Raw genomic sequence first — 14,940 nt, forward strand, 5'->3', positions numbered from 1 at the left:
GCGCGCAACTGTGCCCCGGCCTTGCAATCGCCCGGCAATCTGCGCCAATTTCAGACAACAGAGAAAAACGAGGAAACCCATGACCGACAAGATTGTGGTGCACGAAGATCGCGGCATTCTGCGCGTAAGAATAAACCATCCGGAAAAAAAGAACTCCCTCCTGCCGGAGATGTATGTTGCCCTGTGTGATGCATTCCGCCGGGCCGAGGAAACAAAATCTGTCCGTGTGCTGCTGCTGGAGGGCGAAGGCGACATGTTCACCGCCGGCAACGACATGTCTTCATTTCTGGCCATCAAGGATGCTGACAAGAATCAGGAAAACCCTTCCATGACATTGATGAAGCTGGCAGCATTGGCCCAAAAGCCGGTTGTGGCTGCGGTCAATGGGCCGGCCGTTGGCATCGGCATCACGCTGCTGTCCAGCGTTGACCTTGTCTATGCTGCCGAAGAGGCGCGCTTTCTCGCCCCCTTTGTCAACCTCGGCATCGTGCCGGAAGCTGGCACAACCATGCTGATGCCGCAGTTCCTCGGCTGGCAGGCCGCCGCAGAAATCCTCTTGACGGGTGACTGGATCAGCGCCGAGCGGGCGTGTGAAATGGGTCTGGTGAACAGGGTCGTTCCGCTGGCCGACCTGGAAGAAACCGCCATGGCCGCGTGTCTCAACATTGCGTCAAAACCGCCGGAATCAGTACGCCTGACCAAACAGATGATGCGCGGCGATACGTCCGCCCTGATGGCGCGCATCGAATACGAAATGACGGTTCTCGCCCAATGCGCAGAGTCTGATGAAATGAAGGAAGCCGTGATGGCTTTCCTCGAAAAAAGAAAGCCGGATTTCTCAAAGTTTGGATGACAGGCTGTTGCTGAAAAAATGCTTCCCATAATCCACGCCTTTTGCTAGGCAACGCGCTCGCATCGACAAGATGCAGCAAGCCACTGAAAATGCGGTCGTGGCGGAATTGGTAGACGCGCAGCGTTGAGGTCGCTGTGGGGTAACTCCCGTGGAAGTTCGAGTCTTCTCGACCGCACCATTATAAATCACTTAAGCCCTTGATATTACTACGTTTAGCTTAGCACGGGGTACAAATCCGTGTACAAAACCGAGGTAATTATGCCAGTCTTAGTGATGGTCAGAAACTAGAATCCGCAAACTCAACTGTACCGCAAGGTTGTCCCATAGGACTTACGCAAAGTCGTGGGTAATCACGAGTTTAAGCATAGCCTTAAAAAGCTTCATAATGAGCATCTAAGGATCAAAGCGGTTGAGTGATAATCGCACCTACGATATTTGAGATCGTGGATGCAAAAGGAGAGTCGACGCTCTCAGACATATTTTGCTACTACAAATCACATCGCACTAATTGAGATAAGTCCTCTCAGATGTCGATAGATGCTGCCACAGATTACTTTGGCAAGGATAGGAGGCTCTATGAGACTCTGTGAGAGGCTTAATGGGTTGTTGGCTGTGTAGGTGGCCGAGGAGATTACTGCGAATCCTGAGTCATCTGGGGGCTTTGTTGAATAAGGCCAGCATAAAAGCTGCGTAAGTAGGAGCGGCGGCAAGCAGTGAAACGATGACAGCGGAAATCAGGAAAGTGTTTGCGAGTACTTTGGTCTTTGGTGCTCTCCAGAAGGGTTTTGATCTCTCGATGTTCTGAAGATAGGTGAGCTGAACCCATCATGGAAAAGGATATAAGATATCTTCGATATTTGTGTTGATGAATAATATATCCTGATATTGCGGCCCTTCGGTGATGTGATACAGTTCCCCCGACAGGTGGGGGCTTAAGGGGCATGGTCAAACTGATAACAGTTCATGGCACATTCGCTGGTGATGAAGCGGATGAAGGGGACAAATGGTGGCAGCGCGGCTCACCGTTTTTCAATGAACTTCAGAAGTACGTTGAGGAGCCATTGGAAGTGGATCCTTTCCATTGGTCTGGGACGAATTCGGAAAAAGAACGAGAAAAAGCGGGGCGTCATCTCGCAAATAAGGTACAGGCAAACGAGTCTGAGCCACTTGTTATAGGGCACAGTCATGGCGGAAGTGTCATCTATTGGGCGTTTGCCCATCGCCTTGGCGGCTTAGGTGTTCGCGGCGCGGCAGTCATTGGCACACCATTGATCAGGTTTGCTAGGAGCTGGAACCCGATTGCGAGATTTGGCGTCATCGACAGAGTCATACTGATCAGTGCACTACTTCTGATACTGGATGGTGCACTAGCACACTCCTCCTGGTACTTTGGCACACGTTATCCGGATGAAACCATGGACAATGTCCTACGCCTTTACGCGGCGGCTGTAGGAAAAGAGTTTACCACAATTTCAGGGGGGGTGATCATCTCGTTTTTTGTTATTCGCGAGATAATTAGGTCCATACGCAACTTCCGGTTTCGAAGTGCCGGGTCGCAGAAATTGTATGAGTCCACAATCATTATCCAAAGCAAATATGATGAAGCCATAAACGGGCTGAAGAGCGCACTTTTAACCAAAACACCAAAGGTATCGATTACACAGGTATTTGCATCAATTTTGTCTTTTGTGGCCATAATATTATTGTTTCTGGATGCCGCTTCCCAAGTACCACAAGTTGCTCGCTTCACTGATAATTCACAACGGCAAATGTTTGTGCCAGGTGGTTTTCCGGGGGGGCTTGTTCTGGAACGCTCTCCACTGGCAACCGAGTTTAAACGCCCCTGGTCACCTCGCCTTTTGACCCGCGACCAAATGGTGTATCTTCCTGCTGAATTACTATGGGAGAACTCCCAAGTCACCGAATTACTTTCAGATCCATTACCCCCTATTCGTGGCGACATGATCAATAGCCTGATCGCAGGCGTTGGCGGGGTTCTCGTCCAAGATCAGGATATTGCCCCATTTATCGAAGCTTTCGTTGGCGGCATCGAGCAAATTGTCACAGCAGAGGAGCCTACCGATATCTTTCCGTATTCATTTATGATGCGTAGTGACGACGGGTCGGCTTTTGTCTCAGAAGCTGCAACTGCGGCCCTGCGCCCCGGCCCTGGTGCTGCTTTCGGCTTTTCAATCGATACTTTTTTCTATTCAATCTTTCAGGATAGGTATGTACCAGCGCTTATCGTTATTAAGGGACAAGAATTTGAATTAGCCAAACCGACCGGAAACATAACTAGATCAAATATCCAAGTGGGCTTTCTGGAAGCAAACTCGGCCGTATTGTCAGATGAAAACTTTATAGACAGTTATCTTTTTTCGGGATGTGGCGAGCCTGCATCCAACGGGGTCCACCCCTCCTGTCTTTTGTTCTTTCTGGAGCCCCCAAGCTGGCAACGTGTCATATTGAGATCATACGCACAATTTAAGGAAAAAGTTGGAAGGCGGATACTTTTTGTTGAAGACCGCATGATTATGAATCGGGACCTGCCAAGAGAGATTGCCGTCTCTCTCTTTTTGGCAATTGTGAGCTCTCTTGCTATCACGGCCCTGATCGTGCCGATGTCCAACGGTATTGTAAAAAGCGCAATTCGCCGGCTCGTATTCGGGAATGACCGGAACGGTGAGCGCCCGGTAAACGTAGGAGCAGGCACGCTCAAACATAACGACACTATAGCACCACTCCCGGACAAAGTGGAATATGAGTTACAAGAAAACTCAGCTAAAGACGCAACTGCAGCCCTAGAACGAATGAGGGTACTGTTTGCAAAGGCGGGCTCTGATCAATCTATCGGCAATGATCCCCTGGAAACTGCCATGAAGTTCGAAAAATCAGAGCTGATCCACAACGCCTATTTCCACTCCTCGCTGTTCATCAAATACCTCGCCGCACAGATGATCGAGAAGTTCGACCTGACACCATCTGAAAAATTCAAATCCGACAAAGAAGCAATGGCGTTTAAGTACACTGTCTAATTGGGGATACTAGACAATGACCACAATCATAACAGTTCACGGAACCAATGCGGGCGATGAAAGCGACGCCGGAGAGCAGTGGTGGCAGCAGGGCTCAGCCTTTCAGGAGAATCTGAGCGAATACGTTGAGGCCCCGGATGGCCGTCTGACGTTCAAGCCGTTTCACTGGGGTATTGGGCCAAACAGCGAATTGAAACGCCGGGATGCTGGCAATGATCTTCGTCGTGAGATGCTGGCGCTCGAAAAGGAAGGCGAGCCCTATTCGGTCATCGGGCACAGTCACGGTGGATCGGTATTGACCCATGCGCTGTTCTCAGCCTACGCCAAGAAACTCAGCCTGCCGAATATGAAGTCATGGGTGACCGTGGGCACGCCCTTTATTGATAACGAGCGAACGAGTTTTATCCTTAAAAGGTTCAATCTGTTCGGGCAAATCGGCATAGCCATTGCCGTGATACAAATCCTTGGCCTGATTTCCATACCTTTTATCAGTTGGTTCATGTACGGCACTTTTATGGGGGCAAGCGCAGGGCTTATTTTTGCTGCTTTCCTGCTCCTTGCATCCGTTGCATTCTTTGCCATTTCTTTTACTGCAAGGGCACGAAAACGCCAGAACGGTCATCACAAGAAAAATTTTGCCGAACAATACCAGAAGAAATGGTCATCATTCCGACACCACAGTGATGAAGCTATCGAGGGTCTGAAAAATATTCAAAATGTTCGAATAAGTATTGTTAAAGCGCTACCGATCGCTCGAACGATTTCAACATATATAGCATATGCACTCATTCTCATATGGTCTGCACACTACTTTTTCCTCAACCTGACCGCTGCACAGCAATATAACGATCAGGCTAGTATCGATGTTTACTCCGTACAGGAGCTATGCGGCGAAATACAGGCCTGTAAATTTATTGACACAACGATCATCGCGATAGACGATGCAATATTTCGAATCACGGAGCCGCTCTGGACATTGCTGCCTGTAGGCGCGAACGCAATGGAAAATGCATTTGTATATCCACTAGCCATGATACTGCTGATCATTGCCAGTTATTTTGTTTTATCCGGAATCTTCACCATAGTCCTCATGCCATTGATCGCATTGATTAATGGCGGACTTTCAGCGCGAGTTAGAGCCATTTCTGTCGGTGGTGATGCTTACGGAGAAGAGTTGACTGTCATCAGCTCAAAACCAAACCCGGAATATACACACGATTATGTTCTTCCCGGTGAGTTGGCCTCAGAAATCGAAGACTATACTGAGCAATACGCTATCGATGCCATTCGCAAAATCAGGGCGCTCATTGGTTCCAACATCGCCTCCTCCGATAACCCTATAACAGACCAGATCAGCGACACGCTTTCATGGAAAGAACTCATCCACACCGCGTATTTCGATGTTGATAATTTCATCAAGCTGGTGGCTGTATCATTGTGTGAATCAGGTCTGGTCACGCCAAGTGCAAAACTCAAGAATGATCCGGATTACACCAAAGTCCTGGGCTGGTACAAAGAGATGAAGCATGGGCCCGACGCCTAGACCGCCCAGACCGGAATCATATTTATTGAGTGCAATTCATTTGAAGTGACGGGGCCCATGCCTGCTGACCACGAAAACAGAAACTGGCTGAATAGCGAGATCGCATTCGCGGTATCCAAACAGCCCGTTGAATACGAAGCGGCGGTCGCGTTCATGGAAGCACGGGCCAAAGCGATTCATCACGGTGAGGCGCAGGAACTGGTCTGGTTTCTGGAGCACCCACCACTTTATACAGGCGGCACAAGTGCCAAGGCCGAAGATCTTCTGATGCCGGACAGGTTTCCTGTCTACAAAACACGACGCGGTGGAGAATACACCTATCATGGTCCCGGTCAGCGCGTTGTTTATGTCATGCTTGATCTTGCGCGCCGCACAAAGGATGTCCGGCGCTTTGTGCAAGACCTGGAACACTGGATCATATCTACCCTCGACAGCTTCAACATTACCGGTGAGATACGGGATGGCCGGGTCGGTGTGTGGGTTAACCGGACGAGGCCGGGCGGGCCGATGCGCGAAGACAAGATTGCGGCCATTGGCGTGCGCATCAAACGCTGGGTGACGTTCCACGGAATTGCACTGAATGTAGAGCCTGAGCTGTCTCATTTCAGCGGCATCACGCCTTGCGGTATCTCTGCCGATGGGCTGGGCGTGACAAGCCTGGTGGACCTTGGCAGGCCCGTGACCATGGCTGAAGCTGATGATGCTCTCGTGGAGGCTTTTCAGCCGGTTTTTGGCCCCCTCACCCCCGTTGACCTGCCCGATTTCAGATAATTTCCTGTCCCTGTCGAACCTGGCTTCCCCGGATCGTCATGACAATGAGCGCGGGCAACCTCGCTTCGTGATATAACCAACAGAAACAGGAGAGATCACATGCTTTACATGATTGTTGCGGCTGAATCCGAAGAGGATATGGCTGCCCGGAAATCAACCGAGGCTGGCGCCTTTGAGGCCTATATGGGCCCCTGGTTCAAATATTCGACCGAGATGCGAGAAGCCGGCGTAACGGTAGACGGAAATGCGCTGGAGACACCTGATACCGCAACATGCGTGCGGGTGCGCAACGGCAAGCGCGAGGTGCAGGATGGCCCGTTTGCTGATAGCAAGGAACAGCTCGGCGGCTACTTCATCATAGATGTGCCATCAGTGGAAGAAGCACAGAAATGGGCTGCAAAATGCCCCGCTGCCTCAACGGGTCTTGTAGAACTGCGTAAGGTTGCGATTCTGGAAGAGGAGGAATAAGCCATGCAATATATGTTAGCTCTGTATGAAGATGAAAATGCATTCTTGAACCTGAGCGAAGCTCAAATGGGTGAAGTATTCGGGGCATATCATGCCTACACAAATTCCATGAAAGAAGCTGGTGCCTTCGTTGCCGGTGAACCGCTTGAGCCCAGCGCAACAGGCGCAATCATTCGTAACCAGAACGGTCACATGAACGTACAGGATGGCCCCTTTGTTGAAACTAAGGAACATCTTGGCGGGTTTTACCTCATTGATGTACCAGACCTTGATGCCGCCCTCGACTGGGCCGCCAAATGCCCTTGCGCCCAGACAGGCACCGTCGAAGTACGCCCCATCTGGAACATAGGCGACTGAGCCACATGCGGGCGGAAGAAAGCTATACCCTGGCGGCTGAAACCGCCCGCTCCTCCTACAGCAGGCTTGTGGCCATTCTTGCAGCGCGCACGCATGACGTCGCCCTTGCAGAAGATGTTCTGGCTACTGCCTTTCAGTCAGCGCTGGAACACTGGCCCAAGTCCGGCGTGCCTGCAACGCCCGAAGCATGGCTACTCACCGCGGCGCGACGCGCACTCATAGACAGGGCACGGCACGATACTGTGCGTGAAAAGGCAATGCCTGACCTGACCATGATGACAGAAGAAGCACATCGCCTGCGGGATGTCTCGGAAGATCTCTTTCCGGATGAACGGTTGAAACTTCTATTTGTCTGCGCCCACCCCGCGATCGATCCGTCAATGCACACGGCCTTGATGTTGCAGACCGTTATGGGACTGGAGGCCAAGCATATCGCCAGAGCATTTCTGATTGCTCCCGCAGCCATGGGGCAAAGGCTGGTCAGGGCAAAACGGAAGATCAAGGCCGCTCATATTCCATTCGCCATACCAGACCGCGCGCAATTACCCTCGCGGATCATGGCTGTGCTTGATGCCATCTATGTCGCGTTCAGTACGGGCTGGGATGAACAATTCCATGCCGCTACATCACCAGAGGGACTGGCCGATGAAGCTATCTGGCTGGCACAACTCGTCACACAATTACTGCCAGAGGAGCCTGAAGCCAGGGGTTTACTGGCGCTCATGCTATACGCAAAAGCGCGCAGCAAGACCCGGCGGGACAAGAATGGCAAATATGTTCCGCTCGCAGATCAGGACAAGACACTCTGGGATAATGCAGCCATCTCGGCAGCAGAAGAACATCTGCTAGCTGCTTCGCGCCAGAACAGGCCCGGGCGCTTTCAGATTGAAGCTGCAATACAATCTGCCCGTATTGTCGGTATGGTGAATGACAGCACAAATTGGCCCGCCATCATTCAGCTTTATGCCCGTCTGATCGAGATTGCGCCCTCAACAGGCGCAAAGGTAGCGCAAGCCAGCGCTGTGGCACTATCAGGGCGGCCCGCAGATGCCGCGCGTCTTCTGGCAGAGATTGAGCGCAAATGTGAGACCTACCAGCCTTATTGGGCGACGCGCGCCCATATTGCAAAAACGCGCGGCCAGTACAGACAGGCCGTCGCAGATTATGACATGGCGATCTCTCTTGCGACGGACGATGCTGTCAAAGTGTGGCTCGGCGAACAGCGCGACCAGATCTGTACTGGTGAGGATCAATCACCCTTAACGTAAGGGTTTTTCTGCTTGTTGAGATACAACCGTACCGGCACCGCCGGCAGGTCAAATGCCTCTCGAATACCGTTCACCAGATACCGACGATAACTTTCAGGCAATTCATCAGCACGCTGGCATTGAGCAATAAATGTTGGCGGGCGTGTCCTGGTCTGGGCAATATACTTGATACGAATACGACGCCCACTGACCGCCGGCGGTGGATGGCGTTGAACGGCATCCTGCAGCCATACATTCAAGTCACTGGTTTTGACCTTGGCATTCCAGTCAACATAAACACTGGTGACTGCGGGCATCAGCTTTTCAATGGCGCGTCCTGTGAGGGCAGACAGAAAAATGATCGGCACACCGGGTGCCTGTGGCAGCAGTCGCCCGACCATCTCGCGCAAATCCTTGGCTGCCTTGTCGCGATCTTCGATCTTGTCCCACTTGTTCGCAGCCATGACGAGCGCCCGCCCTTCCCTGATCGCAAGGTCAGCAATTTGCAGATCCTGCTTTTCCAGCGGCGTGGCTGCATCAAACAGAACGACCACAACTTCTGCAAACTTCACCGCACGGATACCGTCAGACACGGATAGTTTCTCAAGTTTCTCCTGTACCTTGGCACGCTTGCGCATACCGGCTGTATCAAACAGTTTCACGGGCCATGCCCGCTCCTGCGCCTGCCATGTCCAGTCCACACTGATAGAGTCGCGGGTTATCCCTGCTTCCGGCCCGGTCAACAGCCTGTCCTGCCCAATCAACTGATTGATAAGCGTGGACTTGCCTGCATTAGGGCGCCCGACGATCGCCACGCGCAATGGCTTGAGTGGATCATCCCATTCATAGGCCTCATCGTCCGCGCCTGCGCCGCCCAAAGCGTCTGCCAGAGCCTGAAGCGCTGCATACAGATCGCCCATGCCTTCATTATGCTCTGCTGATATAGGCACAGGCTCGCCAATGCCGAGACCATAAGATTCATAAATACCGTCTGTACCCGCACCGCCTTCAGCCTTATTGGCAAGCAATACAATCGGCTTGTTGCTTTCGCGCACCATGGCCGCGAATTTCTCGTCTTCGGGCGTAATCCCGATACGGGCATCAATCATGAACAGGCAGACATCTGCTTCCTCAATCGCAACGCGCGTCTGCGCCATCATGCGCGTTTCCAGCGCATCGATGGGGGCCTCTTCGAGACCCGCCGTGTCGATGATCTTGAACTTGAGATCGGCCAGCTTTCCGTCAGCCTCGCGACGGTCGCGGGTAACACCCGGCTGGTCATCAACGAGCGCAAGCTTCTTGCCCGCCAGCCTGTTGAACAGGGTGGACTTGCCAACATTGGGCCTGCCGATGATTGCTATCTTGAAAGGCACAGGGTGACCTGCTTTCACGTTAAAGGGGCCGCGTTCTGGGCCTGAAAGCAGGTCAGGTCAAGGGCGCTTATTGATATGCTGTCAGCTTGCCATTCTCTGTGAGGATGAAAAGCTGCTGATTTGCCAGCACTGGCGAGATTTTTGAGCCATTGCCAAGCTTGCTGCGGCTTAATGTGTTCCCGCTTTTCGGATCCAGTAAGAGCACCTCCCCTGATGAAGAGGTCAGCACCAGTTGCCCGCCAGCAATGATCGGGCCTGTCCAGGTAATACGGTCTCTCTTGCGCTTTTCATTTTTATAGCGCGGCAATTCCTGAACCCAGGCAACACGCCCGTCCTCGCGGGACATGGAAACGAGTTCGTTCTCGACCGAGAGAACAAAAATGAAATCACCGGCAACCCACGGTGTCTGCAACCCGGCGATGGGCGCTTCCCAGATTGTCCGGCCCGAGCGCAGGTCAATCGCGCTCATCTGCCCGGCATGGCTGACTGCAAACACTGTCCCACGATCAATAACAGGGCTACCAGCAATATCACTAAGATTGGACAGCGCAGTCATGCGGCTGGAGCGTGAGACAGTTTCACGCCACAACTCCTGACCATTGTCAGCCCGCAGGGCGGCAATCTCACCAGAAGAAAAAGGCGCAATCACAATTTCTGCATTGGCTGCAGGACTTGTCGCAGCGAGAAAACGTGCGGTCTCCTCGAAAGACTGATAATCCCATTCAACTTCACCCGTTTCCTGATTCAGGGCCAGCATTTCATTGGAATTGGTCACAACATAAACGAGGCCGTTCGTTGCTGTCGGGGCAGTCCGAACTGGCGTTTCGGTTTCATAAGTCCACAAGGTGTTCCCTGTTTCAGCATCCAGGGCAGCGACAAAACCGAAACCGGAAGTCGCAAAAATTCGGCCGGAATCATAGGCGACACCGCCACCAAAGCCGATCTCTGCCGGGTTTTCCCGCTGCATTACCTCATACCATTTGCGGTTTGGTGCGCTCAGGTCAGGCGTTAGTTCTGCTGACCATACTTCACGGCCACTTGCTGTCTCGAAGGCAGATACATGGGCCTTGGAATCGATCACGAAGATGCGGTTATCAGCAACTACTGGCGGTGCCAGCAAAGGCGCGCGCCGACCGGAGCTGTTCGTCACTTTCTTTGACCACTGGCGATCAAGCGTCAGCTCTGCGTCGAGATGATGCATCGTGTGATCTGCATCGCCGCCCGGCTGTGGCCATGACGCGTTGATATAAGGTGGTGGCAGCGTGATCGCAGCAGCCAATTCAAGATCAGGTTCGAGCCTGTTCTCCAGAGCCAGAACCGGCACCCGGCCATCATCAGCTACCGGAGTCTCTTCAACTTCCTCGCTTTTGTCACGGGAAAATACATTGAGTGGACTGGTGCTGCAGGCGGCGGTCGTTGCCAGCAGGCTTGCCATCATCATCCAGGTCAGCGATCTATTCCGGGCCAGGTTCATGGTATCACTCTCAACTTTATTTTTGATCTGTTGACGATGAAAATCATCGGTTTTTGACATCGAACGCGAACTATACAGGGTTAATTTCCGCTTGTCCCGTCTTCTTGCGTTTCGTTTTCGTTAGTTGGCTGGCCGGCTGGTGCCGCCAGCACATCATCCATCAAGTCCAATAGGCCGTCAGGCTGTGTTTGTGTGACAAGCTCAAGAGACTTCCCCTCGGCCCCCAGATGCGCAAGGGCGGCAAATTCTTCTGCCCGTCCCGCGATGCGCGGCGCAAGGTCAGCCGTCGCCTGAATCGTCTCGAAATATGTCAGAGCAGTCTGGTAATCCCCGAGCGTCAACGCCGCAAGCCCGGCAATTTCCTTGGCGTGCATGCCAAAAGCAGTCTCTTCTGCTTCCAGCCCGTTCAGAACCCCCATCGTGCGGTCCCGTCCCTGATCCAGCGCCAGATAGCCTGCCCGCACCCGCGCCAGATCGCGCAGTCTTTTGGGTTGCGCGTCATTTTCTGCAATTTTCAGAAAATAACGCAAGGCCGCATCCTTGTCTCCCATACGCTCTGCCAACGCCCCCGCACGCAAAGCAGCCATAGCGGCATATCCGTCAGGCCCGTTATCAATAATGTCATCAAACGCGATCAGCGCTGCCGCCTGATCTGTTTCGATCAGTGTGACCGCCTGGTTGAATTCCACAGCCGTGGCCTCGGCCATATTTGTCTGACGCACTTCCCAGAACTGTCTGCCCGCCACGATAAGCACCACAACCAGAGCCACCCCGATAAACCAGGGCAGACTACGTTTCAGGTCTTCAACCTGCTGGTCTTCCTTGATCTGTCGATCAACATCGCGGATTTCCTGTGAACCATCGTCAAGAGCCACGTCTTACACATCCTCAAATTATTTCAGGCGCTTACCTAACGATCTTTGACAGGGTTCGCAATGCGCTTCGTACTAATGCCCGTCATAGGCAACGAGACAGTGGGTCTCAATTCCCAGTGCATGAATACGCTCAATACCGTTCAAATCCGGCAGATCCACAACGAACGCCGCGGCAACAATTTCAGCTCCGGCTTTAGTGAGCAGATGAATTGACGCCTCTGCGGTGCCACCGGTAGCAATCAAGTCGTCAATAATTAGAACCTTTTCACCCGGCTCCAAGGCATCAACATGCATCTCGAGCTCATCAGAACCATATTCCAGTTCATAGGTTTCACTGACAGTTGCGGCAGGCAGCTTGCCTTTTTTGCGCAACGGAATGAAGCCGGCGCCAAGTTGGGCGGCAACCACTGAACCGAAGATAAACCCCCTTGCTTCAATCCCGGCCACCTTGTCGATACCACTATCCCGAAAAGGGGCGGATAACTGCTTTACAGATTCTACAAACGCTTCCGGGTTGCCCATAAGCGTGGTCACATCCCGGAACATGATGCCTTCCTTGGGGAAGTCCGGAATGGTGCGAATAGCTGTTTTCAGGTCAAAACTCATAATTTCGCGCTCGGTCTTTCATTGATGGCGGCTTGCCAGCGCAGGATATTGGGGTGCTGCTCACCGGGCGCGGCCTTGATCCATGGGGTCACATCCAGAATGGTGAAGGCCCAGATATCGGCCAGTGAGAACTGCTCAACGGCAATCCACTCACGCCCTTCCAGATGCGCATTCAAGTCGTCCAGAAAGGCTGCAAGACGGGCGAAGCCGCGCTCGGCCAGTTCTGGTATCTGCTCATAATTGTCTTTACCCGGTATGGCACGCCCGGCCATTTTCGGATGGGAGTTACGGTACGCCTCCATGAAGGCGATCCCGCCATGCATGTCGCATTTCGCTACCCAGCTCATCACCAGACCTTTTTCAGTCGCTGTCTTGCCTGTCAGGCTTGGTTCAGGTTTGACGGCTTCTGCCCAACTGGCGATACCAAGATTATCAAACAACGCCGTGCCATCTTCGAGAACGAGCGCCGGAATTGTGCAATTCGGGTTCACCTTGCGAAATTCGGGCGAGAGCTGTTCCCCTTTGCGCATGTCAATGGGCACAGTCTCATGTTCAATACCCTTCTCCGCCAGCACAATCCGGGCTTTGCGCGGACTTGGTGCCGGAGCATAATCGTAGAATTTGATCGCCATACTGCCCTCAGAGTTTTGCAAAAGACATGATACCGCCTTCGTTGGCGGCAAGGTTACCATCCTTGACATCAGTGTACAGCTTGTCAATTTCCGGCTTTGACGCAGCAGGGACAATTTTCATCCATTTGCTCGCATCCTCGGCAACTGCCTGACTGGCCGTGTAAAGATCTGTCACAAATTTTCCGCCTGTGGCCTTGGCCCGTTCTGCCGCATAGGCTGGCATGAAGAAAAGCTGGGAGCGGTCATGAATGTAGCCCTCTCCTTTGCGCTCTTCATCCCAATGGGACGCCCCTACAATAACTGTATGCCGCATATTATCCGCGAGATGCCGGTGAAGCTCTGAAAGGGTTGCGCCGTTACCAGAGAAATCCACAATAACTGTCGGTGACGCGGCATCCATCGCGCCTACTTCATCATAGGAGAATACCTTGTCATAATATCCCGTATCCTGCACCGACGCCTTGTTGCTGGCCGAAGTCAGGCCTGCGATTGTCTTGCTTTGCAGGTTTGTACGCCCAAGAAGATAAGCAAGGCCGAGGGAAGTTTTACTGGAGGCACTCACCAGCAGAATAGTCTCCGCACCCTGATAGTCTGTTTCTTTCAACCAGTCGGCAAGGCCAAATGATGTACCAGCAAGCGGGAACCAGAGTGCCCGGTATTCTTCAAGATCAGGGTTATAGAACGGATCTGCTTTCAATCGTATCATCACATTATATATGGCGGGCAAATCCTTACGGTGCGCAGATGCATCCCGGAACTGGTTTTCCTGAACACTGCCTGGTTTCACGATGAAATCCGTGCCCATGGGCAAATAGCCATAAACGCGCTCACCCTTGGCAAATTCGGGGTGCCTGCTCTCTGTCACATCTGCAAAGCCCCAGACAGGAATAATGCCCCAGTCGTCTTCCTGCACCGGATAGAATTTCCAGTACCCGAATTGATCCCCGATAGCACCATAAGTGATATTGTTGGCGGTAAAGGCAAAGTGGTCGACTTTGAGTTGAACATCACCATCTTCAAGCGGCGGCAGACTCGCATCAGCCCAGCGGGTCTTGTTGATGTCGGATTTCTGTACCTGCAACTGGGTAATACTGGTCATCTCCATCTCCTTTTTCACTCAGGTTGGCGACAGCCGAACCCATGGTCAAGCGTCTGACTCAGCATCAACAGGTGACCATGAATAGCCTTGCTGCTCAATCCGTTTTCAGCACACTCTGCACAGCGTCGAGGATTTCGTCGTTGGTAAATGGCTTGATCAATACCTGATTGGCGCCGCGCACATCAGCGATTGCCATTGCCTGCTCAAGTGTCCGACCCGGGCCACCACCAGACATAACAATGACCGGCCCCTCAAAACCATCTGTCCGTATTTCGCCCAGCAGCGTCAGCCCGTTTTCCTCCCCAAGCCAGACATCCAGCAATATCAGATCGGTCTGGCCATCGTACTGCTCAAGATGCGCCTGACCAGCGCGGGCACTGTCCGCCTGCATAACGATATGCCCCTCGCTCACGAGCACAGCCTGCAAGCCATCCCTGACATGCTGGTCATCATCTATAATCAGAATTGTCGCCATATATGCTTCTCGTTTAGCGCAGGCAGATGGTTATCACAAACCCGCCGCGCAGCAAGGCGACGGCAAGACCAGCTCGCCAAGCAGTTCTACGCCCAATGAGATGTTTTTTTCTGTGCGCAATAACTGTAATAT

At 52.6% G+C, this 14,940-nt stretch carries 14 protein-coding genes and 1 tRNA gene; 8 read left to right on the plus strand and 7 right to left on the minus strand.

The window, feature by feature from the left end:
- Nucleotides 1-79: 79 nt before the first annotated feature.
- The 8 genes from RAL90_RS07950 (at nt 80) to RAL90_RS07985 (ending at nt 8,295) form a co-directional block, all read left to right on the plus strand.
- Entirely contained in the window at nt 80-853 is a 774-nt protein-coding gene (locus tag RAL90_RS07950) for an enoyl-CoA hydratase (RefSeq protein WP_306253984.1), read from the plus strand.
- Nucleotides 854-944: 91 nt separating this feature from the next.
- Nucleotides 945-1,031 (plus strand) — tRNA-Leu (locus tag RAL90_RS07955).
- A gap of 763 nt (nt 1,032-1,794) precedes the next feature.
- Nucleotides 1,795-3,888: a hypothetical protein gene (locus RAL90_RS07960; RefSeq protein WP_306253985.1), complete on the plus strand. Its 2,094-nt coding sequence runs from the start codon at nt 1,795-1,797 to the stop codon at nt 3,886-3,888.
- A gap of 16 nt (nt 3,889-3,904) precedes the next feature.
- On the plus strand, nt 3,905-5,431 hold the full coding sequence (locus RAL90_RS07965; RefSeq protein ID WP_306253986.1) for a hypothetical protein: 1,527 nt from the start codon (nt 3,905-3,907) through the stop codon (nt 5,429-5,431).
- 57 nt (nt 5,432-5,488) lie between these two features.
- On the plus strand, nt 5,489-6,202 hold the full coding sequence (gene lipB / locus RAL90_RS07970) for a lipoyl(octanoyl) transferase LipB (protein ID WP_306253987.1): 714 nt from the start codon (nt 5,489-5,491) through the stop codon (nt 6,200-6,202).
- A 99-nt stretch (nt 6,203-6,301) separates the two neighbouring features.
- Nucleotides 6,302-6,670 carry a YciI family protein gene (locus tag RAL90_RS07975; protein WP_306253988.1) on the plus strand — a complete coding sequence of 123 codons (369 nt, stop codon included), beginning with the start codon at nt 6,302-6,304 and terminating at the stop codon, nt 6,668-6,670.
- A gap of 3 nt (nt 6,671-6,673) precedes the next feature.
- Nucleotides 6,674-7,027 (plus strand): YciI family protein, encoded by a 354-nt coding sequence (locus RAL90_RS07980; protein ID WP_306253989.1) that lies wholly within the window; start codon nt 6,674-6,676, stop codon nt 7,025-7,027.
- Nucleotides 7,028-7,032: 5 nt separating this feature from the next.
- A complete protein-coding gene (locus RAL90_RS07985) occupies nt 7,033-8,295 on the plus strand; it encodes an RNA polymerase sigma factor (protein ID WP_306253990.1) in 1,263 nt (420 codons plus the stop codon).
- On the opposite strand, the gene der is transcribed toward RAL90_RS07985, so the two are convergent.
- The 7 genes from der to RAL90_RS08020 all read right to left on the minus strand — a co-directional run bounded on the left by der (nt 8,277) and on the right by RAL90_RS08020 (nt 14,808).
- Nucleotides 8,277-9,647 carry a ribosome biogenesis GTPase Der gene (der, locus tag RAL90_RS07990; protein ID WP_306253991.1) on the minus strand — a complete coding sequence of 457 codons (1,371 nt, stop codon included), beginning with the start codon at nt 9,645-9,647 and terminating at the stop codon, nt 8,277-8,279. The two genes, RAL90_RS07985 and der, sit on opposite strands and share 19 nt — an antisense overlap.
- 67 nt (nt 9,648-9,714) lie before the next feature.
- Complete coding sequence (locus RAL90_RS07995; protein WP_306253992.1) at nt 9,715-11,181, minus strand: PQQ-binding-like beta-propeller repeat protein; 1,467 nt, start codon at nt 11,179-11,181, stop codon at nt 9,715-9,717.
- 20 nt (nt 11,182-11,201) lie between these two features.
- Entirely contained in the window at nt 11,202-11,996 is a 795-nt protein-coding gene (locus RAL90_RS08000; RefSeq protein WP_306253993.1) for a tetratricopeptide repeat protein, read from the minus strand.
- A 72-nt stretch (nt 11,997-12,068) separates the two neighbouring features.
- A complete protein-coding gene (locus tag RAL90_RS08005; RefSeq protein ID WP_306253994.1) occupies nt 12,069-12,602 on the minus strand; it encodes an adenine phosphoribosyltransferase in 534 nt (177 codons plus the stop codon).
- Nucleotides 12,599-13,234: a glutathione S-transferase family protein gene (locus RAL90_RS08010; RefSeq protein ID WP_306253995.1), complete on the minus strand. Its 636-nt coding sequence runs from the start codon at nt 13,232-13,234 to the stop codon at nt 12,599-12,601. Before RAL90_RS08010 ends, RAL90_RS08005 begins: the two co-directional genes overlap by 4 nt.
- Before the next feature lie 7 nt (nt 13,235-13,241).
- The gene (locus RAL90_RS08015) at nt 13,242-14,333 is read right to left on the minus strand and encodes a DUF2855 family protein (RefSeq protein ID WP_306253996.1); all 1,092 of its coding nucleotides are present in this window, start codon (nt 14,331-14,333) and stop codon (nt 13,242-13,244) included.
- A 94-nt stretch (nt 14,334-14,427) separates the two neighbouring features.
- Complete coding sequence (locus RAL90_RS08020) at nt 14,428-14,808, minus strand: response regulator (RefSeq protein WP_306253997.1); 381 nt, start codon at nt 14,806-14,808, stop codon at nt 14,428-14,430.
- Between the last annotated feature and the right edge of the window lie 132 nt (nt 14,809-14,940).

It is taken from the genome of Parvularcula sp. IMCC14364 (assembly GCF_030758415.1).
GTDB lineage: Bacteria > Pseudomonadota > Alphaproteobacteria > Caulobacterales > Parvularculaceae > Aquisalinus.